At 40.1% G+C, this 24,248-nt stretch carries 19 protein-coding genes; 15 read left to right on the top strand and 4 right to left on the bottom strand.

The window, feature by feature from the left end; genetic code table 11:
* Position 1 precedes the first annotated feature (1 nt).
* From QM867_RS04655 to QM867_RS04645, 3 genes are all read left to right on the top strand, one after another.
* Positions 2-871: an Rgg/GadR/MutR family transcriptional regulator gene (locus tag QM867_RS04655; protein WP_414273772.1), complete on the top strand. Its 870-nt coding sequence runs from the start codon at positions 2-4 to the stop codon at positions 869-871.
* A 346-nt stretch (positions 872-1,217) separates the two neighbouring features.
* Positions 1,218-3,158 (top strand): kinase, encoded by a 1,941-nt coding sequence (locus QM867_RS04650; protein WP_281335511.1) that lies wholly within the window; start codon positions 1,218-1,220, stop codon positions 3,156-3,158.
* Positions 3,155-4,387 (top strand): transporter, encoded by a 1,233-nt coding sequence (locus QM867_RS04645; protein ID WP_281335510.1) that lies wholly within the window; start codon positions 3,155-3,157, stop codon positions 4,385-4,387. Before QM867_RS04650 ends, QM867_RS04645 begins: the two co-directional genes overlap by 4 nt.
* A 373-nt stretch (positions 4,388-4,760) precedes the next feature.
* Here QM867_RS04645 and QM867_RS04640 read toward each other — a convergent pair whose 3' ends face one another.
* The gene (locus QM867_RS04640) at positions 4,761-5,009 is read right to left on the bottom strand and encodes a MarR family transcriptional regulator (protein ID WP_414273771.1); all 249 of its coding nucleotides are present in this window, start codon (positions 5,007-5,009) and stop codon (positions 4,761-4,763) included.
* Positions 5,010-5,408: 399 nt separating this feature from the next.
* Complete coding sequence (argS, locus tag QM867_RS04635) at positions 5,409-7,100, bottom strand: arginine--tRNA ligase (RefSeq protein ID WP_414315252.1); 1,692 nt, start codon at positions 7,098-7,100, stop codon at positions 5,409-5,411.
* Positions 7,101-7,243: 143 nt separating this feature from the next.
* Here argS and argR point away from each other — a divergent pair, with 143 nt between their 5' ends.
* Together argR and mutS are read left to right on the top strand one after the other, a co-directional pair.
* Positions 7,244-7,690: an arginine repressor gene (argR, locus tag QM867_RS04630; RefSeq protein WP_001231485.1), complete on the top strand. Its 447-nt coding sequence runs from the start codon at positions 7,244-7,246 to the stop codon at positions 7,688-7,690.
* Positions 7,691-7,889: 199 nt separating this feature from the next.
* A complete protein-coding gene (mutS, locus tag QM867_RS04625) occupies positions 7,890-10,421 on the top strand; it encodes a DNA mismatch repair protein MutS (RefSeq protein WP_248034807.1) in 2,532 nt (843 codons plus the stop codon).
* A gap of 40 nt (positions 10,422-10,461) precedes the next feature.
* Here the strand turns inward: mutS and QM867_RS04620 are convergent, their stop codons facing one another.
* The gene (locus tag QM867_RS04620; protein WP_248034808.1) at positions 10,462-10,920 is read right to left on the bottom strand and encodes a DUF3021 domain-containing protein; all 459 of its coding nucleotides are present in this window, start codon (positions 10,918-10,920) and stop codon (positions 10,462-10,464) included.
* On the bottom strand, positions 10,917-11,357 hold the full coding sequence (locus tag QM867_RS04615; RefSeq protein ID WP_248034809.1) for a LytTR family DNA-binding domain-containing protein: 441 nt from the start codon (positions 11,355-11,357) through the stop codon (positions 10,917-10,919). Before QM867_RS04615 ends, QM867_RS04620 begins: the two co-directional genes overlap by 4 nt.
* Before the next feature lie 343 nt (positions 11,358-11,700).
* Between QM867_RS04615 and rpsL the strand changes: the two genes are divergently transcribed.
* From rpsL to QM867_RS04565, 10 genes are all read left to right on the top strand, one after another.
* The gene (gene rpsL / locus QM867_RS04610) at positions 11,701-12,117 is read left to right on the top strand and encodes a 30S ribosomal protein S12 (protein WP_001142333.1); all 417 of its coding nucleotides are present in this window, start codon (positions 11,701-11,703) and stop codon (positions 12,115-12,117) included.
* Between the two features lie 19 nt (positions 12,118-12,136).
* Complete coding sequence (gene rpsG / locus QM867_RS04605; RefSeq protein WP_000087876.1) at positions 12,137-12,607, top strand: 30S ribosomal protein S7; 471 nt, start codon at positions 12,137-12,139, stop codon at positions 12,605-12,607.
* A gap of 308 nt (positions 12,608-12,915) precedes the next feature.
* Complete coding sequence (gene fusA, locus QM867_RS04600; RefSeq protein ID WP_414315251.1) at positions 12,916-14,997, top strand: elongation factor G; 2,082 nt, start codon at positions 12,916-12,918, stop codon at positions 14,995-14,997.
* A 113-nt stretch (positions 14,998-15,110) separates the two neighbouring features.
* A complete protein-coding gene (locus QM867_RS04595; RefSeq protein ID WP_414315250.1) occupies positions 15,111-19,505 on the top strand; it encodes a PolC-type DNA polymerase III in 4,395 nt (1,464 codons plus the stop codon).
* Between the two features lie 20 nt (positions 19,506-19,525).
* A complete protein-coding gene (locus tag QM867_RS04590; RefSeq protein WP_084868704.1) occupies positions 19,526-19,678 on the top strand; it encodes a hypothetical protein in 153 nt (50 codons plus the stop codon).
* 20 nt (positions 19,679-19,698) lie between these two features.
* Entirely contained in the window at positions 19,699-20,940 is a 1,242-nt protein-coding gene (locus QM867_RS04585; protein ID WP_225749977.1) for an aminopeptidase, read from the top strand.
* Positions 20,941-20,949: 9 nt separating this feature from the next.
* Positions 20,950-21,180 carry a GlsB/YeaQ/YmgE family stress response membrane protein gene (locus tag QM867_RS04580; protein ID WP_045763100.1) on the top strand — a complete coding sequence of 77 codons (231 nt, stop codon included), beginning with the start codon at positions 20,950-20,952 and terminating at the stop codon, positions 21,178-21,180.
* A gap of 171 nt (positions 21,181-21,351) precedes the next feature.
* Complete coding sequence (locus tag QM867_RS04575) at positions 21,352-22,260, top strand: LysR family transcriptional regulator (protein ID WP_004250738.1); 909 nt, start codon at positions 21,352-21,354, stop codon at positions 22,258-22,260.
* A gap of 28 nt (positions 22,261-22,288) precedes the next feature.
* Positions 22,289-23,326: a tRNA preQ1(34) S-adenosylmethionine ribosyltransferase-isomerase QueA gene (gene queA / locus QM867_RS04570; protein WP_004250740.1), complete on the top strand. Its 1,038-nt coding sequence runs from the start codon at positions 22,289-22,291 to the stop codon at positions 23,324-23,326.
* A gap of 219 nt (positions 23,327-23,545) precedes the next feature.
* Positions 23,546-24,094: a DUF6287 domain-containing protein gene (locus QM867_RS04565; protein ID WP_004250743.1), complete on the top strand. Its 549-nt coding sequence runs from the start codon at positions 23,546-23,548 to the stop codon at positions 24,092-24,094.
* Positions 24,095-24,248 lie beyond the last annotated feature (154 nt).

Raw genomic sequence — 24,248 nt, 5'->3', positions numbered from 1 at the left:
TATGCAAAATATGGGAGAGATTTTTAAAGAGTTACGAAAGAGTCGGAATATATCCTTACAAGAGGCGACGGGAGGAGAGTTTACTTATTCCATGTTGAGCAAATTTGAACGAGGGGAGGCTGATTTATCATCTGTGAAATTAATTACTGCTTTAGATCATATTCATTCTGATTTGAATGAATTTATGTATTTGGTACGTGGTTTTGCTCAGAAAAAGAATTTGACTTTTACAGAAAATCTTTGGAACACATATGAAAAAGAAGGTCTTGCTTCTCTTCAAGCATTGTACGAAAGGACATCTAAAAAGTATGCCTCAAGTGCTGAAAAAAGCTATCTTTTACAAATGATTCGTATCAAAAGTGTTCTGGTATTTTTTGATTTAGAAGCAACAGCAACTGATGAAGAGTTGGATTTTCTTTATGACTATTTTTTTACTATTGATATTTGGGGAAATTACGAATTAGAACTATTTTCAACCATTTCTACCTTGTTTCCTCTTCCGCTCTATTTTAAATATGCTAGGGAGATGCTACAAAAAACAGATTTATTAGGTTCTTTACCGGATAATAAAGTTAGTATTGATACGATTTTAATTAATGGACTATTTAAAGCAGTAGAGGAAAAAGATAAGTTAAAGGCAGATTATTTCATCTTTCAGATTGAAAAGCGAGATTTACCAGAGCAAGAAGCCTATCTTAAAATTATTTATATGATTGCCAAAGGTTATTACGATACTATTTTTACATTATCGGATAAAGGGGGTGTAAGAATTAAGAGAGGTATTGAGATTTTGAAGGATTTAGAATACGTAGATGGTGCGACATACTATGAAAACTACTTTTTAAATCAATTTTCATGCAAGGAGTTGTAATATATTCTTATGGTGTTAGCTGACAAAAAATAAATTCGATTCTTAATGTTGCATATTTAATAGTTTCTAGAATATAATTTATCTATTTTGAAGAAAAATATATTACAAAAAAGTGGGGACTCCCGCTTTTTTTGTTATACTTGATTCATAAAATAAAGGAGGTAACAGAAATGACAAAATTTGCAATGATTGCATCAACACATGCAGAACCAGTCAAAGAATTTGTAGCAACATACAAGTGCACAGTTCATAAAGGATAATGAACTAAGGTATAGATTGGTAGTGTTTTATAAGGAGTATGGACTTGTATATCATACTCCTTTATCTATTTGTAAAAAGGTGAACTATGGATAGAACGGATTTTACATATTGTAATGAAAATTTATATGAATTGGAAGAGTTTGGTTTTAAAATTCATATTTCTGCCACTATAAATAATTATAAACAAGTATTTGATGTAGTTAGTGAGTTGTTAGAGCAAGAAGGAGCTATGTACAAGTATTTGTCTGACTTTAATAAAATTTATAAAAATTTTTCTGAAACTGAATCATTGGCGGAATCAGGGAAGTTTATAACAATTTATCCAAGGAATAGAGAGAATTGTATAAAGTTACTTGAAAAGATTTATCAAAAATTACCTTGTAATTTACAAGGCATTTATATACTAAGCGATAGAAACTATAAAAATTCTAATAATATTTTCTACAGATTTGGATGCAACATAGTTAATGAAAATAATTTAATTGATGGTTTTCCAACTATGTATGGACCAGATGGTGAAATTTGGCAAGATTATCAAAAAGTCTATTTTGATTTACCTAAATGGATTGAAGATATTCAAGAGCCTCAGAGATTTATAGATACGTATATGTCTGATAATTATGAAATAAATTCTATTCTAAAAAGTAGCAATGGTGGTAATATTTATTTGGCTAATCAAAAGGAATCTACTGAGAGAGTCATTATAAAGGAATGTCGAAACCATATATTGTCCCATGAGAATATAGAAAGAAGAAAATTAAGAGAAAAAGAGTGGATTATATCTAGTAAATTTATTAAATACAGTCCTAAGCCATTGGAAAAAATTAATGAGTGGACAAATGGATATTTTATATATGAATTCATAGATGGAGTTGCATTAAAAGATTTTGTAGATGATTATAATTTATATTCCTACTCTAAAAACGACATCACTAAAAATTATTTTAAATTTCTTACTCTTTTAAAAATTTTCGAAAAACTAATAGAATTAGTCGGATACTTTCATCAAGAAAATATTGTTTTGAATGATATTCATCCAGACAATATTATAATTACAAATATGTTGGAACTATACTTTGTTGACTTAGAAAATTCTTATTTATCAAATGAGAGTCCATTAGTAGGAATCTACAACGATATCTGTCTAGAAAAATGGAATTATATAGAAGGTAAAAAAGCAGATTGTTATAAAATCGCAAATTTGATATTATTTTTACTAGGTAGATTACAGTTAAAAGGAGAAAGAGACTCTAAAATTGATAACATCAAAGAATTACTGCTTCAAAAAGGTATTGATACTAATATAGATATTCTGATAAAATATTTATTCAGTGATGAACCAGATATATTTACTTCTAAAAAAATATTTTCAAATATATATGTTAGAAAAAATAAAGAAAAAAAAATTGATGCTTGGATAAATACTGAATTATTGCCACTAAGCAATCAAGAATTTTTTAATCTATTAGAATCAAGAGTAATCTTCTCTGTAACTACAAATACAACATCTGCTGAAATATTAACCTTATTTAATAACTTTCGTGATTTTGGATTAGAAGGTTTATCTGGTTTTTTAATTTTCTTACATAATATTTCTTTTGATAAAAAAATTATAAACAAAGGTGTTGAGATTGTACTATCAAATACGTTAGATATAGACGGTAAAAAATTTTTAAAAAATTCTTCAACAACGGCCTCTCCGTATTTATTGGATGGAACATCGGGTATTATTCGAATGTTACTATACATCGATCCATTTGAGTACAAGGATATTATTTTGGATTTGAGTTCGAGCTTGTTGGTTGAATATGCTCAGTTTTCTGGATATTGGGGAGGGATGATTGGCCTTGCAGATACTTTATTAGCAGTTTGTAAATATTTTCCTAATGATGATTTTATTTTAATAGCAAAAGAACTACTAATAAGTGGGTTTATTCTGCAAAGGGTTGCGCTCCGAAATTTAGAAGAATCTCCTCAAATCATAAATATGTATAAAATTTTAAACTATAGGAGCGATCTGTTATGAGACTATTTTTAAAACATCATCTATTTAGAATACTTACTTTATCAAGGTTTTTAAGTTCAAGTGGAGCATATATTTATAATTTGGTGTTTGTCGTCTATGCTGCTAGTTTGCCATTTAAAAGTCTAGCTGTATTTGTGGCAAATATGATTACGATTTTGCCATTCTTATTTACTTTTTATGTGGGAATTAAGGCTGATCAGACTCAAAATAAAGCAAGGATGATTATTTGGGTTGGATGCTTGCAAAGTATTTTATTTCTCTTGATTGCGATAGTAATTCGTGATTCTAATTTTTTTACTTTTGCCTTTATTTGTTTAATGAATATATGTTCAGATGTCTTATCAGATTATACAGCGGGATTACGTATGCCGATTATTCAGTATAATATTTCAGAAGATAAACTCTATGAAGCCTACTCCTTTACTCAATTTGTATCTTATTTATCAAATCTAGGAGGTCAAGCTCTGGGGGTATGGATACTCACTACAAGTCAACAAAATTTTTCTTTAGTTGCAATTGTGAACTCAGGTTTCTTTCTGTTATCTTCTCTGATTTTGTTAAAAAATAGAAAAGAACTGACACATTTGTCTATAACTGTGGAGACTCAACCAATTAATTTAGTCCAACAAATGAAAACAATCTATGCAGATATGGACTATGTGTTTAGAAAAAAGGAAAGTAAATCCTTATTCAAAATTGTACTTGTTATTCTAATTATGAACACTTTAGGAGGTGCTATTGGAGGTATTTATCATTTTTACTTATTAGACCATGATATCTATCATCTCAGTTATGCCCAAGCTCTTTTTTTGATTGAAGGTGTCAGCTTAGGGGGAGCTATTATTGGAAGTTTAACTCCTAATGATTATTTTGGGAAATTATCTTTTTCAAATTTGTTATCCCTTAATGCTCTCCTATTTGTATTACTTGCTATTGCCAATATTTTAGATTTTCCTCCTCTGGTCGGTATTATTTGCTTAGCCTTTGTTATGTATTTTATGTCGAAATCAATGCCTAAATTAGATACTCTGTTACTGTCTAATTTGAGTTCAGACGTATTAGCTAGAAGTAATAACTTCTTGAGTATGATTTTTTCCTTAACATTACCTTTTGGAATGTCTCTATTTTCCTTTTTAGCTTTACAAGATATCAGGATTTGCTGGTGGGTATTTATAGCTGGTAGTGTGATAGGTCTGATTTTGTCATTGGAGACCAATCGAAATGAGTAAACTACAGAGATCATTTTTAAAGTATATAAAACGAAAACCAAGCTTCAAGGATATTATGCTATGCAGTGCTTTGCTACTCTTAGAGTTCGCTCTGTTGCAGTTCTCCAAGAAATTTCTTGATGAAAGTTTGTCAGCATACGGAACCATGGCATCACTAGGGATTGTTATACTGGTGGGAATCTTAGTTCTCAGGAAAAAATGAGAGTGGGACAGAAATCGGTAATTCGTTAGAATTCGATTTCGTCGTCCCACCTCCGCACAGTTGAGTAGGGCTGTAAAAGCTGATGAAATCAGCGTAGTAAAGCTCACTCAACCACTGCGTCTTGCTCGACTATCCAAAGACAATTGAGAGGCTAGGACTTTTGTCCTAGCCTCATTTTCTGATGTCTTCCACAATTTCCTTTGAAATCATAATTCCCAAACGATATCCCTTATTGATGTAGTCGATGACATCGTTGATGTTTTCTGTTGTTTTAATTTTTTCCTTGATAGTAGCTCGAAAAGTTTCATCCTTTAAAAGCTGTTCTTGTAGAAGGCCTTGTAGTTTTTCCTTTTCGTATTTGTTAATGAGAAAAAGAATGACAAGACTGATGACAACTAAAATATAAGCATATTGGCTCATAAAGTCTCTCCCTCTGTGATAAAGAAGTTAATAACAAGAGAAAAGCGAAAAAGATTTTTCGCTTTTCAAGTAATGACACTATAAAATCAGGCAGACGATAGCATAGCTAAAAAAGTGGTTGTTCTGCCCCTGACTCTAGTACCAAACCAAGATCCGTAATCTAAACAAATCGATGTTATTTTTTTAGATGAATTAGTGAAGCGCCTAGCCGAATCCCTTATAGGATTTGGCGTTAGTTGCTTAGATTGCTTTACAATAAAGTGATTAAAAGTCTACGACATGAGCCTAACCAAATCGATATTATTTGGTTAGGTGAATTAGTGAAGCGTTTAGGCAATTCGCCATATAGCGATTGCCGTCAAGAGACTAAGAACTTTAGTTCCAGTCTCTTGTAACGATTTACATCTTCTCTGGTGCCTCTACACCCAGCAGACGAAGTGCTTCTTTGAGGACAACCGCAGTTGCATAGCTGAGAGCTAGACGACTGTCGCGTTCTGGACTTTCATCCAAAATACGAGTGTGAGCGTAGTATTTATTGAAGGCTTGAGCCAAGTTGATTGCAAATTTAGCAATGATAGAAGGTTCAAAGTTATCTGCCGCACGGTTGATAATACGTGGGAAATCTTGGATGAGTTTAATGATTTCCCAGCTTTCAGGATCATTCAAGCTATAGTTGGCAGCTGTTTCTGGTTTGAAATCTGCTTTGCGTAAGATAGATTGGATACGAGCGTAAGCATATTGAACGTAAGGTCCAGTTTCCCCCTCGAAGGATACCATAGCCTCTAGGTCGAAATCGTATCCATTTGTACGGTCGGTCTTGAGGTCATAGAATTTAATGGCTCCAACCCCAACAGTATGCGCTACCTGGTCTTTATTTTCCAGTTCAGGATTTTTAGCCTCGATTTGGGCCTTGGCACGGCTAACTGCCTCTGCAACAGTCGGCTCTAGCAAGATGACATTCCCTTTACGAGTAGAGAGTTTTTTCCCTTCTTTTGTAACCAAACCAAAAGGAACGTGAGTAATGTCGTTACTCCAGTCGTAGCCCATTTCTTGCAAGACAGCTTTGAGTTGTTTAAAGTGGGCAGATTGCTCTTGACCAACGACGTAGATAGATTTAGCAAATTGGTATTCGTTTTTACGGTAAAGGGCTGCAGCCAAGTCACGTGTGATATAGAGAGTTGCTCCATCAGATTTCTTGATGAGGGCAGGATGTTCAATTCCATATTTCTCGAGATTCACAACTTGGGCACCTTTTGACTCAACAAGAAGGCCTTTTTCAGAAAGAATGTCTACAACTGCATCCATCTTGTCATTGTAGAAGGCTTCCCCGTTGTAGCTGTCGAATTCAACCTTCAATTCATTGTAAAGGCGGTTAAATTCCACCAAACTTTCATCACGGAACCATTGCCAAAGTGCGAGAGCTTCCTCGTCTCCATTTTCAAGTTTACGGAACCATTCGCGTGCTTCTTCATCCAAGCTAGGGTCATTTTCAGCTTCAGCATTGATGCGAACGTAGAGTTTAAGAAGTTCATCAATCGGATGAGCTTTTACAGCTTCTTCGTCGCCCCATTTTTTGTAGGCAACAATCAGCATTCCAAACTGTTTACCCCAGTCTCCCAAATGGTTGACCTTGACCGTTTGATAACCGATTTTTTGGAAAATATGTGACAAGCTATCTCCGATAACAGTTGAGCGCAGGTGACCAATAGAGAATGGTTTAGCAATATTGGGACTAGACATGTCGATAACAACATTTTCTTGTTTACCAATAGTTTGGTCAGCATAGTGTTCTTTTTCAGTGATAACAGCTTGTAATACCTGAGCAGAAATGGCATTTTTATCAAGGAAGAAGTTAACATAAGGTCCAGTAGCGACGACTTTTTCAAAGGCTTGGCTATTGATTTTTTCAGCGATATCTGCTGCAATCATTTGTGGAGCTTTTCTCTCAACTTTTGCTAGAGTAAAGGCAGGGAAGGCGATGTCTCCCATATCAGAGTTTTTGGGTTGTTCTAGTAAATTTAAAATAGCCTCTTGATCCAGGCTGTCAATGACGCTAGCCAATTCGCTAGCGATCAATTGTTTTGTATTCATTATAAACTCCTTTGGACTTTTCTTCTATTTTATCACAATTTTGAGGAATGATAAGAATTTTTTTTGAAATATTCAGTTTTTTTGGTATAATGTTCTTATTAAATAGTTGTAAAATGTTATAAATATTCACTAGAGAGGATGTTATGAGAAAAAGAGAACGTCATCAGTTGATCAAGCAGATGATCACTGAGGAAAAATTAGGGACTCAAAAAGAGATCCAGGATCGGTTGGAAGCACGCAATGTTTTTGTGACGCAAACGACCTTGTCGCGTGACCTTCGCGAACTGGGCTTGACCAAGGTTAAGAAAAATGATAAGGTCTACTATGTACTAGCAAATGAGACAGAGAAGATTGACCTGGTTGAGTTTTTGTCCCATCATTTGGAAGGTGTAGCAAGAGCTGAGTTTACCTTAGTTTTGCACACTAAATTGGGTGAAGCCGCAGTTTTAGCCAATGTTGTCGATGCCAACAAGGATGAATGGATTTTAGGAACAGTTGCGGGTGCCAATACTCTCTTGGTAATCTGCCGAGATCAGCATGTTGCTAAACTCATGGAAGATCGTTTGTTAGATTTGATGAAGGATAGATAAGGAGGCTGGGACAAAAGTCCTAGCCTCTCAATTGCCTTTGGATTGTCGAGCAAGACGCAGTGGTTGAGTGGGTTCTACTACGCTAATTTCATCAGCTTTTACAACCCTACTCAACTGTGCGGAGGTGGGACGACGAAATCGAATTCTAACGAATTACCGATTTCTGTCCCACTCTCTATTTTTAACAAGGAGAGAATGGATGATGACAGAAAAATTATCACCTGGCATGCAACAGTATGTGGATATCAAAAAACAATATCCAGATGCTTTTTTGCTCTTTCGTATGGGTGATTTTTATGAGTTATTTTACGAAGATGCAGTCAATGCTGCCCAGATACTAGAAATATCACTAACCAGTCGCAATAAGAATGCTGACAATCCTATTCCCATGGCTGGAGTTCCTTATCACTCAGCACAACAGTATATTGATGTCCTAGTGGAGCGTGGCTACAAGGTTGCCATTGCTGAGCAGATGGAGGATCCTAAGCAGGCAGTAGGGGTTGTTAAGCGCGAGGTTGTGCAGGTGATTACCCCTGGTACGGTCGTCGATAGTAGTAAGCCAGATAGCCAAAACAACTTTTTGGTGGCTATCGACCGTGACGGTCAGCAATTTGGTTTGGCATACACGGATCTGGTGACGGGTGATTTTTATGTGACAGGCTTATTGGATTTTACCCTGGTCTGTGGTGAAATCCGGAATCTCAAGGCCAGAGAAGTTGTCATTGGCTATCCCTTAACTGAAGAGGAAGAACAGATTCTCAGCAGTCAAATGAATTTGGTGCTTTCTTATGAGCAAGAATTATTTGAAGACATACATCTGCTGGATCCACGCTTGGCGCCTATTGAACAAGCTGCCAGCAGTAAGCTTCTTAAGTATGTTCATCGGACTCAGATGAGAGAACTGAACCATTTGAAGCCAGTTATCCGTTATGAAATTAAGGATTTCTTGCAGATGGATTATGCAACCAAGGCTAGTTTAGATCTAGTAGAAAATGCTCGCTCAGGTAAGAAACAAGGGAGTCTTTTCTGGTTGTTAGATGAAACCAAGACTGCCATGGGAATGCGTCTTTTGCGCTCTTGGATCCACCGTCCCTTGATTGATAAGGATCGTATCCTTGAACGTCAGGAGGTTGTACAGGTCTTTCTGGATTATTTCTTTGAACGTAGTGATTTGACAGAAAGCCTCAAGGGAGTCTACGATATAGAGCGTCTGGCTAGTCGTGTTTCTTTTGGGAAAAGTAATCCTAAAGACCTCTTGCAATTAGCGACTACCTTGGGAAGTGTTCCACGAATTCGAGCCATTTTAGAAGGAATGGAGCAACCAGCTCTTGCCTATCTGATTGAACAATTAGATCCTATTCCTGAGTTGGAAAATCTCATTAGCGCAGCCATTGCTCCTGAGGCTCCTCACGTGATTACCGAAGGCGGTATTATTCGGACTGGCTTTGATGAGACCTTGGACAAGTATCGTCGGGTACTGAGAGAAGGAACCAGCTGGATTGCTGAGATTGAGGCTAAGGAAAGAGAAAATTCTGGCATCAGTACGCTCAAGATTGACTACAATAAAAAAGACGGTTACTATTTCCATGTCACCAACTCGCAGCTAGGTAATGTACCAGCCCACTTTTTCCGTAAGGCTACGTTGAAAAACTCTGAGCGTTTTGGAACAGAGGAGTTGGCGCGTATCGAGGGAGAAATGCTAGAGGCGCGTGAGAAGTCAGCCAGCCTTGAATATGAAATCTTTATGCGTATCCGTGAAGAAGTTGGTAAGTATATCCAACGTCTACAAGCCCTGGCCCAAGGAATCGCTACTGTCGATGTCTTACAAGGACTAGCGGTAGTAGCAGAAAATCAGCACTTGATCCGTCCAGAGTTTGGTCAGGATTCGCGAATTGACATTCAAAAAGGTCGTCACGCTGTCGTTGAGAAGGTCATGGGAGCCCAAACCTATATTCCCAATAGTATCCAAATGGGTGAAGATACTAGCATCCAGCTGATTACAGGACCTAATATGAGTGGGAAGTCAACCTATATGCGTCAGCTAGCTATGACAGCTGTCATGGCCCAGATAGGGTCTTATGTTCCGGCAGAACGCGCCCGCTTGCCAATCTTTGATGCTATTTTTACCCGTATCGGGGCGGCAGATGACTTGGTTTCAGGACAATCTACCTTTATGGTAGAGATGATGGAAGCTAATAATGCCATTTCTCATGCTACCAAGGACTCTCTCATTCTCTTTGATGAGCTAGGCCGTGGAACCGCAACTTATGATGGGATGGCTTTAGCCCAGTCTATCATCGAGTATATCCATGAGCATATTGGAGCCAAGACTCTCTTTGCGACGCACTACCATGAATTAACCAGTCTGGAAGCTAGTTTGAAACATCTGGTAAACGTTCACGTGGCTACGCTTGAGCAGAATGGCCAGGTCACTTTCCTTCATAAGATAGAACCAGGACCAGCAGACAAATCATACGGTATTCACGTTGCTAAGATTGCAGGTTTGCCAGCAGACTTACTAGCAAGGGCAGATGCGATTTTAACTCAACTAGAAAGCCAAGGTCAGGAAAGTCCAATTCCTACCAAACAAAATACTGTCAATGAGCAGATGTCTCTCTTTGATGAAAAAGAGGAAAATCCAATCCTGACAGAATTGGCGAATCTAGATGTTTACAATATAACACCTATGCAAGCTCTGAATCTCTTGTTAGAGCTGAAGCAAAAATTATAAGTCAAAACCCACTCAGTCCTGTGAGTGGGTTTCTTGTATATTAGTGTTTTTGAGCCAATAGTTGATTGATGTGTGCAACCTTTTTGGATTCTCTCTTGTAGAGAATAACCCAGATGATGAGGTAGACGATTGCAAACTCTGGGATGAGCTGAAGGATGAAAGTCCAGTGAAGCGGGAACCAGCCTGCTAGGATTGCTAGAGGGACAAAACCAAGCAACATAAGGAAGAAGTGAGTGACAGTAGCTCGAAGGAGACTCCAGTCTTGAGCAAAGAGACGACCGCCAAAACTAAAGAGGACTCCAATCGCTGCCCAGATAAGCAGACAGTAAAGTAAGACGAGTGATCCATGCACCTGATGTTGGGTCATGAATTGACCGATCAAAGAGTTGGGGCTTAGAGGTGCGTAGTTACTTGGTGAGTGGATAAACGAAAAGATAATAGATAGGATGAGGCCGATGAGGATACCAGTTGTGGCATCGTGAAATACTTGTTTTTTCATAGTTCTAATTTCTCCTTAATAGCTTTGAGGTAACGGCGAGATGAGTAGGTGAAACTGTCATTTTTTAGATAGATTTCAATCAAGCCGTTAGAGGTTAGTTTTAGATGACTAATAGCATCAATGTTGACAATTTCCGATTGGGAAATTTGGATAAAGGAAGCAGGTAGAATTTCACTTGCTTGGTAAAGACGGATGTCGAGAGCGTAGGTTCGACTATCAGTTTCAGCCAAAACTTTACGATTTTCAATGTAAATTCGCTGGATCTTGCTAATCTGAATCAAGTAGACCTGGTCTTGAAATTTTCCTTTGATGGTCTCCTTTTGATCCAGAGATTGGACAAAGTCCTGAACTTTTTGAACTCGAGTGGACAAGGTTGGCGCTTCGATTATGATTTGTTCTTCAGTATGTTGTGCATCAATGTTAAGTCTGACTTTCATAATTTCTCCTTTATAAAGTTGTAATAGAGATCTCTTGATTACAAATCTATTAAACACCATTTTGTCAACAAATACAAGAAGGTTTGTCTATGTGGTCGGTTGAAGAGCCTATCTGGTAGGTGACCGTTTTCATAGAATTTTTAGAGCAAAGAAGTCAAAAAATAAGAAGAAATATATTGACAAAAATAGAAAAAACGTGGTACAATAATAGACGGTACTTTTTACTTTTGGTCTCTCAAGAGTGTACAGGGACGTGCTGACAAATGTTGCAAAAGTACACACAGATGATAGCTGTCACCAAGTGTATCATCACCAAAAATAAAAAAAACACAGGAGAATGTAGATGCCTACAATTAACCAATTGGTTCGCAAACCGCGTAAATCAAAAGTAGAAAAATCTAAATCACCAGCTTTGAACGTTGGTTACAACAGTCATAAAAAAGTTCAAACAAACGTTTCTTCACCACAAAAACGTGGTGTTGCAACTCGTGTTGGAACTATGACACCTAAAAAACCTAACTCTGCCCTTCGTAAATTTGCTCGTGTACGTTTGAGCAACCTTATCGAAGTTACTGCCTACATCCCAGGTATCGGACACAACTTGCAAGAGCACAGTGTGGTGCTTCTTCGCGGTGGACGTGTAAAAGACCTTCCAGGGGTACGTTACCATATCGTCCGTGGTGCACTTGATACTGCAGGTGTTAACGATCGTAAACAAGGCCGTTCTAAATACGGTACTAAACGTCCGAAAAAAGCATAAGGAAAGGGGATAAAGAGAAATGAGTCGTAAAAATAGAGCTCCAAAACGTGACGTATTGCCAGATCCGCTTTACAATTCACAATTAGTTACTCGTCTTATCAACCGCGTTATGCTTGACGGTAAACGTGGTACAGCTGCTTCAATCGTTTACGGTGCTTTTGAACAAATCAAAGAAGTTACTGGTAACGATGCACTTGAAGTATTTGAAACAGCTATGGAAAACATCATGCCTGTACTTGAAGTACGTGCACGTCGTGTTGGTGGTTCTAACTACCAAGTCCCAGTTGAAGTTCGTCCAGAACGTCGTACAACACTTGGACTTCGTTGGTTGGTAACAATCGCTCGCCTTCGTGGTGAACACACAATGCAAGACCGTCTTGCAAAAGAAATCTTGGATGCTGCTAACAATACTGGTGCAGCAGTTAAGAAACGTGAAGACACTCACCGTATGGCTGAAGCTAACCGTGCCTTCGCACACTTCCGTTGGTAATAAAATGATACTAAGAGCGGCAAAGGCACAAGGCAAAAATAGGAAACTGATGCAGTGTTCCGTGAACACAAAGCGGTTTATCTTTTTTGCACCGGGCCTCGCTCGGGTTCAAATCAGTTAACTTGAGCTTTTAGCCCGGGTTCAATTTAGCTCGGTCAGCTCTTAGCTATAACTCAACTTACCATTTCGTAAGTTGAAACCAACAATAACAAGATAAACATTGAGAACGGGTAGGTCCTGCCTATCCGTTTTTATTAAATCGTGTTATAATAGAATAGAAATAAAAAAATATAGGAGAAACAAACCTCATGGCACGCGAATTTTCACTTGAAAAAACTCGTAATATCGGTATCATGGCTCACGTCGATGCTGGTAAAACAACTACAACTGAGCGTATCCTTTACTACACTGGTAAAATCCACAAAATCGGTGAAACTCACGAAGGTGCGTCACAAATGGACTGGATGGAGCAAGAGCAAGAACGTGGTATCACTATCACATCTGCTGCGACAACAGCTCAATGGAACAACCACCGCGTAAATATCATCGACACACCAGGACACGTGGACTTCACAATCGAAGTACAACGTTCTCTTCGTGTATTGGACGGTGCGGTTACAGTTCTTGACTCACAATCAGGTGTTGAGCCTCAAACTGAAACAGTTTGGCGTCAAGCAACTGAGTACGGAGTTCCACGTATCGTATTTGCCAACAAAATGGACAAAATCGGTGCTGACTTCCTTTACTCAGTAAGCACACTTCACGATCGTCTTCAAGCAAACGCACACCCAATTCAATTGCCAATCGGTGCTGAAGATGACTTCCGTGGTATCATCGACTTGATCAAGATGAAAGCTGAAATCTATACTAACGACCTTGGTACAGATATCCTTGAAGAAGATATTCCAACTGAATACCTTGACCAAGCTCAAGAATACCGTGAAAAATTGGTTGAAGCAGTTGCTGAAACTGACGAAGAATTGATGATGAAATACCTCGAAGGTGAAGAAATCACTAACGAAGAATTGAAAGCTGGTATCCGTAAAGCGACTATCAACGTTGAATTCTTCCCAGTATTGTGTGGTTCTGCCTTCAAGAACAAAGGTGTTCAATTGATGCTTGATGCGGTTATCGACTACCTTCCAAGCCCACTTGATATCCCAGCGATCAAAGGTATCAACCCAGATACAGAAGAAGAAGAAACTCGTCCAGCATCTGATGAAGAGCCATTTGCAGCTCTTGCCTTCAAGATCATGACCGACCCATTCGTAGGTCGTTTGACATTCTTCCGTGTTTACTCAGGTGTTCTTCAATCAGGTTCATACGTATTGAACACTTCTAAAGGTAAACGTGAACGTATCGGACGTATCCTTCAAATGCACGCTAACAGCCGTCAAGAAATCGACACTGTTTACTCAGGTGATATCGCTGCTGCCGTTGGTTTGAAAGACACTACAACTGGTGACTCATTGACAGATGAAAAAGCTAAAATCATCCTTGAGTCAATCAACGTTCCAGAACCAGTTATCCAATTGATGGTTGAGCCTAAATCTAAAGCAGACCAAGATAAGATGGGTATCGCCCTTCAAAAATTGGCTGAAGAAGATCCAACATTCCGCGTTGAAACTAACGTTGAAACTGGTGAAACAGTTATCTCTGGTATGGGTGAGCTTCACCTTGACGTCCTTGTTGACCGTATGCGTCGTGAGTTCAAAGTTGAAGCGAACGTAGGTGCTCCTCAAGTATCTTACCGTGAAACATTCCGCGCTTCTACTCAAGCACGTGGATTCTTCAAACGTCAGTCTGGTGGTAAAGGTCAGTTCGGTGATGTATGGATTGAATTTACTCCAAACGAAGAAGGAAAAGGATTCGAATTCGAAAACGCAATCGTCGGTGGTGTGGTTCCTCGTGAATTTATCCCAGCGGTTGAAAAAGGTTTGGTAGAATCTATGGCTAACGGTGTTCTTGCAGGTTACCCAATGGTTGACGTTAAAGCTAAGCTTTACGATGGTTCATACCACGATGTCGACTCATCTGAAACTGCCTTCAAGATCGCTGCATCTCTTGCACTTAAAGAAGCTGCTAAGACTGCACAACCAGCTATCCTTGAACCAATGATGCTTGTAACAATCACTGTTCCAGAAGAAAACCTTGGTGATGTTATGGGTCACGTAACTGCTCGTCGTGGACGTGTAGATGGTATGGAAGCACACGGTAACAGCCAAATCGTTCGTGCTTACGTTCCACTTGCTGAAATGTTCGGTTACGCAACAGTTCTTCGTTCTGCATCACAAGGACGTGGTACATTCATGATGGTATTCGACCACTACGAAGATGTACCTAAGTCAGTACAAGAAGAAATCATTAAGAAAAACAAAGGTGAAGAATAATTCACCGTCACTATAAAAGAAGTCACTTTGTGGCTTCTTTTTCTGTTTGGTAGAAATAGGTAAAAGTGCCTCAAATATGGTAAAATAGAAGGAGTATATTGTGAGGAAAATGGATGTCAACCACTTTTGAAATTTTAATGAATCAGTTGGGAATACCTGCTGAAATGAGAAATCATGAGGCCTTCTCTCAGGCTGAAATAGAACAAGTTATTGTTCATAAACGAAGCAAAGTTTGGGAGTTTCATTTTGTTTTTGAAAATATCTTGCCTTTTGAACTTTTTCTAGAGTTGAAAAGAGGCTTGAAGGAAGAATTTTTAAAAACGGGAAATCAGGCTAGTTTTGAGATAAAAACGAGAAATCAGGAATTTTCTAGAGAACTTTTACAAGCCTACTATCGAGAGGCTTTTTCGGATGGTCCTTGCGCTAGTCAAGGTTTTCGTTCTATATATCAGAATTTTCAGGTTCGCTTTGAAAATGACCAGTTAATCATTGAAGCTTCTGAGGCGGCAGATACAGAGCATTTTAGAAAAAATCATCTGCCAAATCTTAGCAAACAGTTGGAACTTTTTGGCTTTCCTAAATTATCCTGCATTTTAGAAAAAAATGAAGAACTCACGAGGGAAGAGCAAGAGGCCTTTCAGACGGAAAATCAAATGATTATCCAAGCTGCTAATGAAGAAACACTTCGGGCTATGGAACAATTGGAACAGATGGCGCCGCCTCCTCCAGTTGAGGATAAGCCTGTCTTTGATTTTCAAGCCAAGAAGGCAGCTGCCAAGCCAAAACTAGACAAGGCAGAGATTACTCCTATGATTGAGGTTAATACTGAGGAAAATCGTCTGGTTTTTGAAGGAGTTGTCTTTGATGTCGAGCAGAAGGTGACTAGAACAGGTCGTGTTTTGATTAACTTCAAGATGACAGACTACACTTCTAGCTTCTCCATGCAAAAGTGGGTCAAGAATGAAGAAGAAGCCCAGAAGTTTGACATGATCAAGAAAAATTCCTGGCTCCGTGTTCGTGGGAATGTTGAGGTCAATAATTTCACGCGAGACTTGACCATGAATGTACAGGATGTTCAGGAAGTCGTTCACTATGAGCGTAAAGACTTGATGCCAGAGGGAGAGCGTCGTGTTGAGTTCCATGCCCATACCAATATGTCGACCATGGATGCTCTTCCTGAAGTCGAAGAACTCGTTGCGAAAGCTGCTAAATGGGGTCATAAAGCCGTAGCAATCACGGACCATGGGAATGTTCAATCTTTCCCTCATGGCTATAAGGCAGCCAAGAAAGCTGGTATTCAGCTCATTTATGGAATGGAAGCAAATATCGTTGAAGATCGTGTTCCTATCGTCTATAACGAAGTGGAGATGGATCTTTCTGAAGCAACCTATGTAGTCTTTGACGTGGAAACGACAGGTCTATCAGCTATCTATAATGACTTGATTCAGGTGGCGGCTTCCAAGATGTATAAGGGTAATATCATCGCTGAATTTGATGAATTTATAAATCCTGGGCACCCCTTATCAGCCTTTACAACTGAATTGACAGGAATCACGGACGACCATGTAAAAAATGCTAAACCCTTGATTCAAGTTCTGAAAGAATTCCAAGAATTCTGTAAAGATACCGTTCTTGTAGCCCATAATGCAAGCTTTGACGTTGGCTTTATGAATGCCAACTATGAGCGTCACGGTCTGCCAAAAATTACTCAACCTGTCATCGATACGCTAGAGTTCGCTAGAAATCTCTATCCAGAGTACAAGCGACATGGTTTGGGACCCTTGACCAAACGTTTTGGTGTAGCTCTAGAACACCACCATATGGCCAACTATGATGCGGAAGCAACTGGCCGTCTGCTCTTTATCTTTATCAAAGAAGTAGCAGAAAAACACGGTGTTACTAACTTGGCACGATTAAACCTTGATTTAATCAGTCCAGACTCTTATAAAAAAGCTCGAGTCAAGCATGCGACCATCTATGTGAAAAATCAAGTGGGCTTGAAAAATATCTTTAAGCTGGTTTCCCTCTCTAATACCCAGTATTTTGAAGGAGTTCCACGGATTCCACGTACGGTGCTGGATGCCCATCGAGAAGGTTTGATCTTAGGTTCAGCCTGTACGGAAGGGGAAGTCTTTGATGCAGTCGTATCACAAGGTGTAGATGCGGCAGTCGAAGTAGCTAAATACTATGATTTTATCGAGGTTATGCCTCCGGCTATCTATGCACCTCTGATTGCCAAAGAGCAGGTTAAGGACATGGAGGAGCTTCAGACCATTATCAAGAGCTTGATTGAGGTCGGAGACCGTCTCGGTAAGCCAGTTCTTGCGACAGGGAATGTCCACTATATCGAACCTGAGGATGAGATTTATCGGGAAATCATTGTGCGAAGTCTAGGTCAAGGAGCCATGATTAACCGAACGATCGGTCATGGAGAAGCTGCCCAACCAGCTCCACTACCAAAGGCACACTTTAGAACAACTAATGAAATGTTGGATGAATTTGCCTTTCTAGGAGAAGATTTGGCTCGCAAGATTGTCATTGAAAATACTAATGCCTTGGCAGAAATCTTTGAGCCTGTAGAGGTCGTTAAAGGCGACTTGTATACACCTTTTATCGACCAGGCAGAGGAAACGGTCGCCGAGTTGACCTATAAAAAAGCTTTTGAAATCTATGGAAATCCACTCCCAGATATCGTTGATCTACGGATTGAAAAGGAACTAACCTCTATCTTGGGGAATGGATTTGCCGTGATCTATTTGGCTTCGCAGATGCTAGTGCATCGTTCAAACGAACGAGGCTACTTGGTTGGTTCTCGTGGGTCTGTTGGATCCAGTTTCGTTGCGACCATGATTGGGATCACCGAGGTGAATCCTCTCTCTCCTCACTATGTCTGTGGTCAGTGTCAGTACAGTGAGTTTATCACGGATGGTTCTTATGGTTCAGGATTTGATATGCCCAATAAAGACTGTCCAAATTGCGGTTATAAGCTCAGCAAAAATGGACAGGATATTCCTTTCGAGACTTTCCTTGGTTTTGATGGGGACAAGGTACCCGATATCGATTTGAACTTCTCGGGGGAGGACCAGCCGAGCGCCCACTTGGATGTTCGAGATATCTTTGGGGAAGAATATGCCTTCCGTGCAGGAACGGTTGGTACGGTGGCTGCTAAAACAGCCTATGGATTTGTCAAAGGTTACGAGCGAGATTATGGCAAGTTTTATCGTGATGCAGAGGTGGAACGCCTCGCTCAAGGTGCAGCTGGTGTCAAGCGGACGACGGGACAACACCCGGGGGGAATTGTTGTTATTCCTAACTACATGGATGTTTACGACTTTACGCCTGTCCAGTATCCAGCAGATGACGTGACGGCTGAATGGCAGACCACTCACTTTAACTTCCACGATATCGATGAGAACGTCCTCAAACTCGATGTGCTGGGACATGATGATCCGACCATGATTCGAAAACTCCAGGACTTGTCTGGGATTGATCCTAATGAAATCCCTATGGATGACGAAGGCGTGATGGCCCTCTTTTCTGGGACTGATGTGCTAGGTGTGACTCCTGAACAAATCGGAACTCCGACAGGCATGCTGGGGATTCCAGAGTTTGGAACCAACTTTGTCCGAGGCATGGTAGATGAAACGCATCCGACGACTTTTGCAGAATTGCTTCAGCTCTCAGGTCTGTCCCACGGTACTGACGTTTGGCTGGGTAATGCCCAAGATTTGATTAAGCAAGGGATTGCGGACCTATCAACTGTTATAGGTTGTCGGGACGACATCATGGTTTACCTCATGCACGCGGGTCTCGAACCTAAGATGGCCTTTACAATCATGGAACGGGTACGTAAGGGCTTGTGGCTCAAAATCTCTGAAGAAGAGCGCAATGGTTATATCGAAGCCATGAAGGCCAATAATGTGCCTGAGTGGTATATCGAATCTTGTGGAAAAATCAAGTACATGTTCCCTAAAGCCCATGCGGCAGCCTACGTTATGATGGCCTTGCGTGTAGCCTACTTCAAGGTTCACCATCCGATTTATTACTACTGTGCTTACTTCTCTATTCGTGCTAAGGCCTTTGATATCAAAACTATGGGGGCAGGCTTGGATGCCATTAAACGCAGAATGCAAGAAATTGCTGAAAAGCGGAAGAACAATGAAGCTTCCAACGTAGAAATTGACCTTTATACCACACTTGAAATCGTCAATGAGATGTGGGAACGTGGTTTTAAATTTGGCAAGTTAGACCTCTATCGTAGTGATGCGACTGAATTTATCATCGATGGAGACACCCTCATCCCACCGTTTGTCGCTATGGATGGGCTAGGCGAGAACGTTGCCAAGCAATTGGTACGCGCCCGAAAAGAAGGAGAATTCCTCTCTAAAACAGAACTGCGCAAGCGTGGAGGACTCTCATCAACCTTAGTTGAAAAGATGGATGAAATGGGAATTCTCGGCAATATGCCAGAGGATAATCAGTTGAGCTTGTTTGATGATTTGTTTTAATCTATTTTAAGGAGTTCAAGATGAAACTCAAAATTTTTGCGGAAGATAAGCCGGCTGAGAAGGTGTTTGAGTATCAATTAGAGCTTGCTGATCAGACAATTCTTCTATCGACAGCACTCTTGTCAGGTGCTATTGCTTTAGCAGGATTATTTTCTGCTTTGAAAGAAAAATAAAATAGAAAAGAGAAAATAGAATGGTTTTACCAAATTTTAAAGAAAATCTAGAAAAATATGCTAAGTTGTTAGTTGCAAACGGAGTGAACGTGCAACCTGGCCATACTTTGGCTCTCTCAATCGATGTGGAGCAACGTGAGTTGGCTCACTTAATCGTCAAAGAAGCCTATGCACTTGGAGCGCACGAAGTTATCGTCCAATGGGCAGATGACTTTCTAAACCGTGAAAAATTCCTTCATGCGCCGATGGAGCGTTTGGACAATGTACCAGAATACAAGATCGCTGAGATGAACTACCTTCTTGAAAACAAAGCAAGTCGCCTCGGTGTTCGTTCTTCTGACCCAGGTGCCTTGAACGGAGTGGATGCTGAAAAGCTTTCAGCTTCTGCTAAAGCTATGGGAATTGCCATGAAGCCAATGCGTATTGCAACCCAATCTAACAAGGTTAGCTGGACGGTTGCTGCTGCAGCTGGACTCGAGTGGGCTAAGAAGGTCTTTCCAAATGCTGCAAGCGACGAAGAAGCAGTCGATCTCCTTTGGGACCAAATCTTCAAAACTTGCCGTATCTACGAAGAAGATCCAGTTAAGGCTTGGGAAGAACATGCTGCTATCCTCAAGAGCAAGGCGGAAATGCTCAACAAAGAGCAATTCTCAGCTCTTCACTACACAGCACCTGGAACAGATTTGACACTTGGCTTGCCTAAGAACCACGTTTGGGAATCAGCTGGAGCTATCAATGCCCAAGGTGAAGGCTTCTTGCCAAACATGCCAACAGAAGAAGTTTTTACAGCTCCTGACTTCCGTCGTGCTGATGGTTATGTAACGTCTACAAAACCTCTTAGCTACAATGGAAATATCATCGAAGGCATCAAAGTAACCTTTGAAAATGGTCAAATTGTTGATATCACTGCTGAAAAGGGTGACCAGGTTATGAAGGACCTTGTCTTTAAGAATGCTGGTGCGCGTGCCTTGGGTGAATGTGCCTTGGTACCCGATCCAAGCCCAATTTCACAGTCAGGTATTACCTTCTTTAATACTCTTTTCGACGAAAATGCATCGAACCACTTGGCTATCGGTGCAGCCTATGCAACTAGCGTTGTTGGCGGAGCAGAGATGAGCGAAGAAGAACTTGAAGCTGCAGGGCTTAACCGTTCAGATGTTCATGTTGACTTTATGATTGGTTCTAACCAAATGGATATCGATGGTATCCGTGAGGATGGAACACGCGTACCACTCTTCCGCAATGGAGATTGGGCAATTTAAGGAGAATCTATGCTTGGAAGTATGTTTGTCGGTCTTTTAATCGGACTACTAGCAGGAGCTATCACTAATCGTGGCGAACGTATGGGATGCTTCGGGAAAATGTTTCTCGGCTGGATTGGTGCCTTTCTAGGACAATTACTCTTTGGTTCTTGGGGACCAAGCCTAAGCGGAACAGCCATTATCCCATCAGTTCTCGGGGCTATGATTTTGTTAGCCATTTTTTGGGAAAGAGGAAGCTAAGTTTCGATTAAAAAACTTGTATAATAATAAAGATTAAAGGAGGTTGGAATTGTTTCAACCTCTTTTTAAAGTGCTAGATAAAGTTATTTGAAAGCACTCATCTAAGCTTAGCCACAGACCTTTCAGTGACTGGTTCTTTTTATATTGCCTCAAGTATGGTACAATAAAAGCATGAGAATTCAACAATTACACTATATTATCAAAATTGTAGAGACTGGTTCGATGAATGAAGCTGCCAAGCAACTCTTTATTACACAACCGAGTCTATCAAATGCAGTTCGTGACCTAGAAAATGAGATGGGAATTGAGATTTTTATCCGAAATCCTAAAGGAATCACCCTCACACGTGATGGAATGGAGTTTCTATCCTATGCCCGTCAGGTTGTCGAGCAAACGCAACTTCTAGAAGAACGCTATAAGAACCCAATCGCTCATCGCGAGCTTTTTAGTGTGTCTTCGCAACACTATGCCTTTGTAGTTAATGCCTTTGTTTCCTTGCTCAAGAAAAGCGATATGGAAAAGTACGAGCTTTTTTTGCGTGAAACGAGAACCTGGGAGATCATCGATGATGTCAAGAACTTCCGTAGTGAAGTAGGGGTCCTCTTTTTAAATAGCTATAACCGGGACGTTCTTTCGAAGATGTTGGATGACAACCATCTCGTTGCCCACCATCTCTTTACAGCCCAACCCCATATCTTTGTCAGCAAGACCAACCCTCTTGCTAAGAGAGACAAGGTGCAGTTGGCAGACCTAGAAGACTTCCCATACTTGAGTTATGACCAAGGTACCCATAATTCCTTCTATTTCTCAGAAGAGATTTTGTCTCAGGAACACCACAAGAAATCCATCGTTGTTAGTGACCGTGCGACCTTGTTCAATCTCTTGATTGGTTTGGACGGATATACCATCGCGACTGGTATCCTTAATAGTAACCTCAATGGAGACAATATCGTTTCGATTCCACTTGATATTGATGATCCTATTGAACTGGTTTATATCCAGCATGAGAAAACTAGCTTGTCTAAGATGGGTGAACGCTTCATCGAGTACCTACTTGAAGAAGTTCGCTTTGATAAGTAATTTGAATAAATGAGAAGAGAAAAGAAGAATGACGACATTAAATACAAATGATTTTGATTTTCACTTGCCAGAGGATTTGATTGCTCAGACTCCTTTGGAAAAGCGCGATGCCTCTAAACTCTTGATGGTCAATCGCAAAACAGGTGAATTTCAAGATCGCCACTTTCACTCTATTATCGAAATGCTAGAGCCAGGTGATGCCCTGGTTATGAATGATACCCGCGTTTTGCCAGCTCGACTTCATGGTCAAAAAGAAGAAACAGGGGGTCATGTTGAACTCTTGCTCTTGAAAAATACAGCAGGAGATGAGTGGGAAGTACTGGCTAAACCAGCTAAACGTCTCAAGGTCGGCACCCGCGTTATCTTTGGTGATGGTCGTCTAAGCGCAGTTGTGACCGAGGAATTAACCCATGGAGGTCGTATTGTTCGCTTTGAGTATGAGGGGATTTTCCTTGAAGTGCTTGAAAGCCTTGGAGAAATGCCTTTGCCTCCTTATATCCACGAAAAGTTGGATGACCGTGAACGTTACCAGACCGTCTATGCCAAGGAGAGTGGTTCAGCGGCTGCTCCGACTGCAGGTTTGCATTTTACCAAGGAGTTACTAGAAGAAATCCAGCAAAAAGGTGTTCACCTTGTCTACTTGACCTTGCATGTTGGTCTTGGTACCTTTAGACCTGTTTCAGTCGACAATCTAGATGAGCACGAGATGCACTCAGAGTTTTACCAATTGTCTGAGGAAGCTGCAGCGACCTTGCGTCAGGTCAAGGAAAATGGAGGTCGCGTGATTGCCGTGGGGACAACCTCAATCCGTACGCTAGAAACTATCGGAAGCAAGTTTGACGGTCAAATTCAAGCAGACTCTGGCTGGACCAATATCTTTATCAAGCCAGGTTATGACTGGAAGGTTGTGGATGCTTTTTCTACTAATTTCCACTTGCCTAAGTCAACACTGGTCATGCTCGTTTCAGCCTTTGCAGGACGTGAATTGGTCCTCGAAGCCTACCAGCATGCTATTGACCAAAAATATCGTTTCTTTAGCTTTGGCGATGCCATGTTTATCTATTAAAGCTATTGAAAAATCAAAGAAGATATAAAGAGAGACTGATTCATTCTTGGATCAGTTTTTTGCTTGATCTTACACAAAGTTACCAAAATAGCTATTGAATTATATGGAAATAAATGATACACTGAAAACTACAGGTTAGCCGTCAAAAATATATGTAATTTCGGACTAGCCATTTTAGATTCAGACTAAACTGGGTCACCATTTCAAAAGGAGATTTTTATGAAAAACAAAACATTGCGTTACACTAGTCTTTCAGCTCTTGCTTTGCTGGCGGTCTTAACATTAGCTGCTTGTGGAGGAAATACTGAAAAAACTACAGCATCTTCAAGCAAAGAGGCTTCTTCTAAAGTAACTAAGGAGTCATCAAGTAAAACAGAAGCTAGTCAAAAAGAGGAGCAGAAGTCTGAGACAAGTTCTTCAAGCGCTACAGGTAGTCAAACTGAGACAAAGGCGGAAAATCAAAAAGATTATTCTAAATTCCTTGGAACTTGGGAGAATTATGCTGGAACAACTGCTACAGTCACAGCGGATGGAATCGTGACCATTCAAAGCTCAAAAGGCACCTTTAAATATGAGATGGACAAAGTAGAGGAGAAGGACGGTTACTATTTGACAGGAATTCATCTTGTTGGTGGTGGAGAAGGAGCACGCCTTATCTTTACCCCAGCAGGCGTAGCAAATGAATTAACTGGTACGGATGGTAGCCAAGACGTCTTGGCAATCGGCCAATCACCAAGCGACAAAGATAGTCATTTTTACCGTAATTAAGAATACCAGTAAGAAGTAAGGGTGTAGAAACGCTCTTACTTTTTTAATAGTTTTCGAAGCATAAAATTTTAAGCATTCAAATTTACACGACGTTTAAGTTGGACGATAAACCTGCCCACTTTGAAGCGCAAGTACTAAATCGCTAACAACACAA

Origin of the sequence: Streptococcus infantis (assembly GCF_047463635.1) — a bacterium.
GTDB lineage: Bacteria > Bacillota > Bacilli > Lactobacillales > Streptococcaceae > Streptococcus > Streptococcus infantis_W.
The sequence above is the reverse complement of the archived record's forward strand: the minus strand, read 5'-3'. Positions and strand labels throughout refer to the sequence as shown.

Excerpts from the sequence above, each read along its gene's own strand:
- QM867_RS04655 (WP_414273772.1), top strand. The coding sequence starts at position 2 with ATGCAAAATATGGGAGAGATTTTTAAAGAGTTACGAAAGAGTCGGAAT.
- QM867_RS04650 (WP_281335511.1), top strand. The coding sequence starts at position 1,218 with ATGGATAGAACGGATTTTACATATTGTAATGAAAATTTATATGAATTG.
- QM867_RS04645 (WP_281335510.1), top strand. The coding sequence starts at position 3,155 with ATGAGACTATTTTTAAAACATCATCTATTTAGAATACTTACTTTATCA.
- QM867_RS04640 (WP_414273771.1), bottom strand. The coding sequence starts at position 5,009 with ATGAGCCAATATGCTTATATTTTAGTTGTCATCAGTCTTGTCATTCTT.
- argS (WP_414315252.1), bottom strand. The coding sequence starts at position 7,100 with ATGAATACAAAACAATTGATCGCTAGCGAATTGGCTAGCGTCATTGAC.
- argR (WP_001231485.1), top strand. The coding sequence starts at position 7,244 with ATGAGAAAAAGAGAACGTCATCAGTTGATCAAGCAGATGATCACTGAG.
- mutS (WP_248034807.1), top strand. The coding sequence starts at position 7,890 with ATGATGACAGAAAAATTATCACCTGGCATGCAACAGTATGTGGATATC.
- QM867_RS04620 (WP_248034808.1), bottom strand. The coding sequence starts at position 10,920 with ATGAAAAAACAAGTATTTCACGATGCCACAACTGGTATCCTCATCGGC.
- QM867_RS04615 (WP_248034809.1), bottom strand. The coding sequence starts at position 11,357 with ATGAAAGTCAGACTTAACATTGATGCACAACATACTGAAGAACAAATC.
- rpsL (WP_001142333.1), top strand. The coding sequence starts at position 11,701 with ATGCCTACAATTAACCAATTGGTTCGCAAACCGCGTAAATCAAAAGTA.
- rpsG (WP_000087876.1), top strand. The coding sequence starts at position 12,137 with ATGAGTCGTAAAAATAGAGCTCCAAAACGTGACGTATTGCCAGATCCG.
- fusA (WP_414315251.1), top strand. The coding sequence starts at position 12,916 with ATGGCACGCGAATTTTCACTTGAAAAAACTCGTAATATCGGTATCATG.
- QM867_RS04595 (WP_414315250.1), top strand. The coding sequence starts at position 15,111 with ATGTCAACCACTTTTGAAATTTTAATGAATCAGTTGGGAATACCTGCT.
- QM867_RS04590 (WP_084868704.1), top strand. The coding sequence starts at position 19,526 with ATGAAACTCAAAATTTTTGCGGAAGATAAGCCGGCTGAGAAGGTGTTT.
- QM867_RS04585 (WP_225749977.1), top strand. The coding sequence starts at position 19,699 with ATGGTTTTACCAAATTTTAAAGAAAATCTAGAAAAATATGCTAAGTTG.
- QM867_RS04580 (WP_045763100.1), top strand. The coding sequence starts at position 20,950 with ATGCTTGGAAGTATGTTTGTCGGTCTTTTAATCGGACTACTAGCAGGA.
- QM867_RS04575 (WP_004250738.1), top strand. The coding sequence starts at position 21,352 with ATGAGAATTCAACAATTACACTATATTATCAAAATTGTAGAGACTGGT.
- queA (WP_004250740.1), top strand. The coding sequence starts at position 22,289 with ATGACGACATTAAATACAAATGATTTTGATTTTCACTTGCCAGAGGAT.
- QM867_RS04565 (WP_004250743.1), top strand. The coding sequence starts at position 23,546 with ATGAAAAACAAAACATTGCGTTACACTAGTCTTTCAGCTCTTGCTTTG.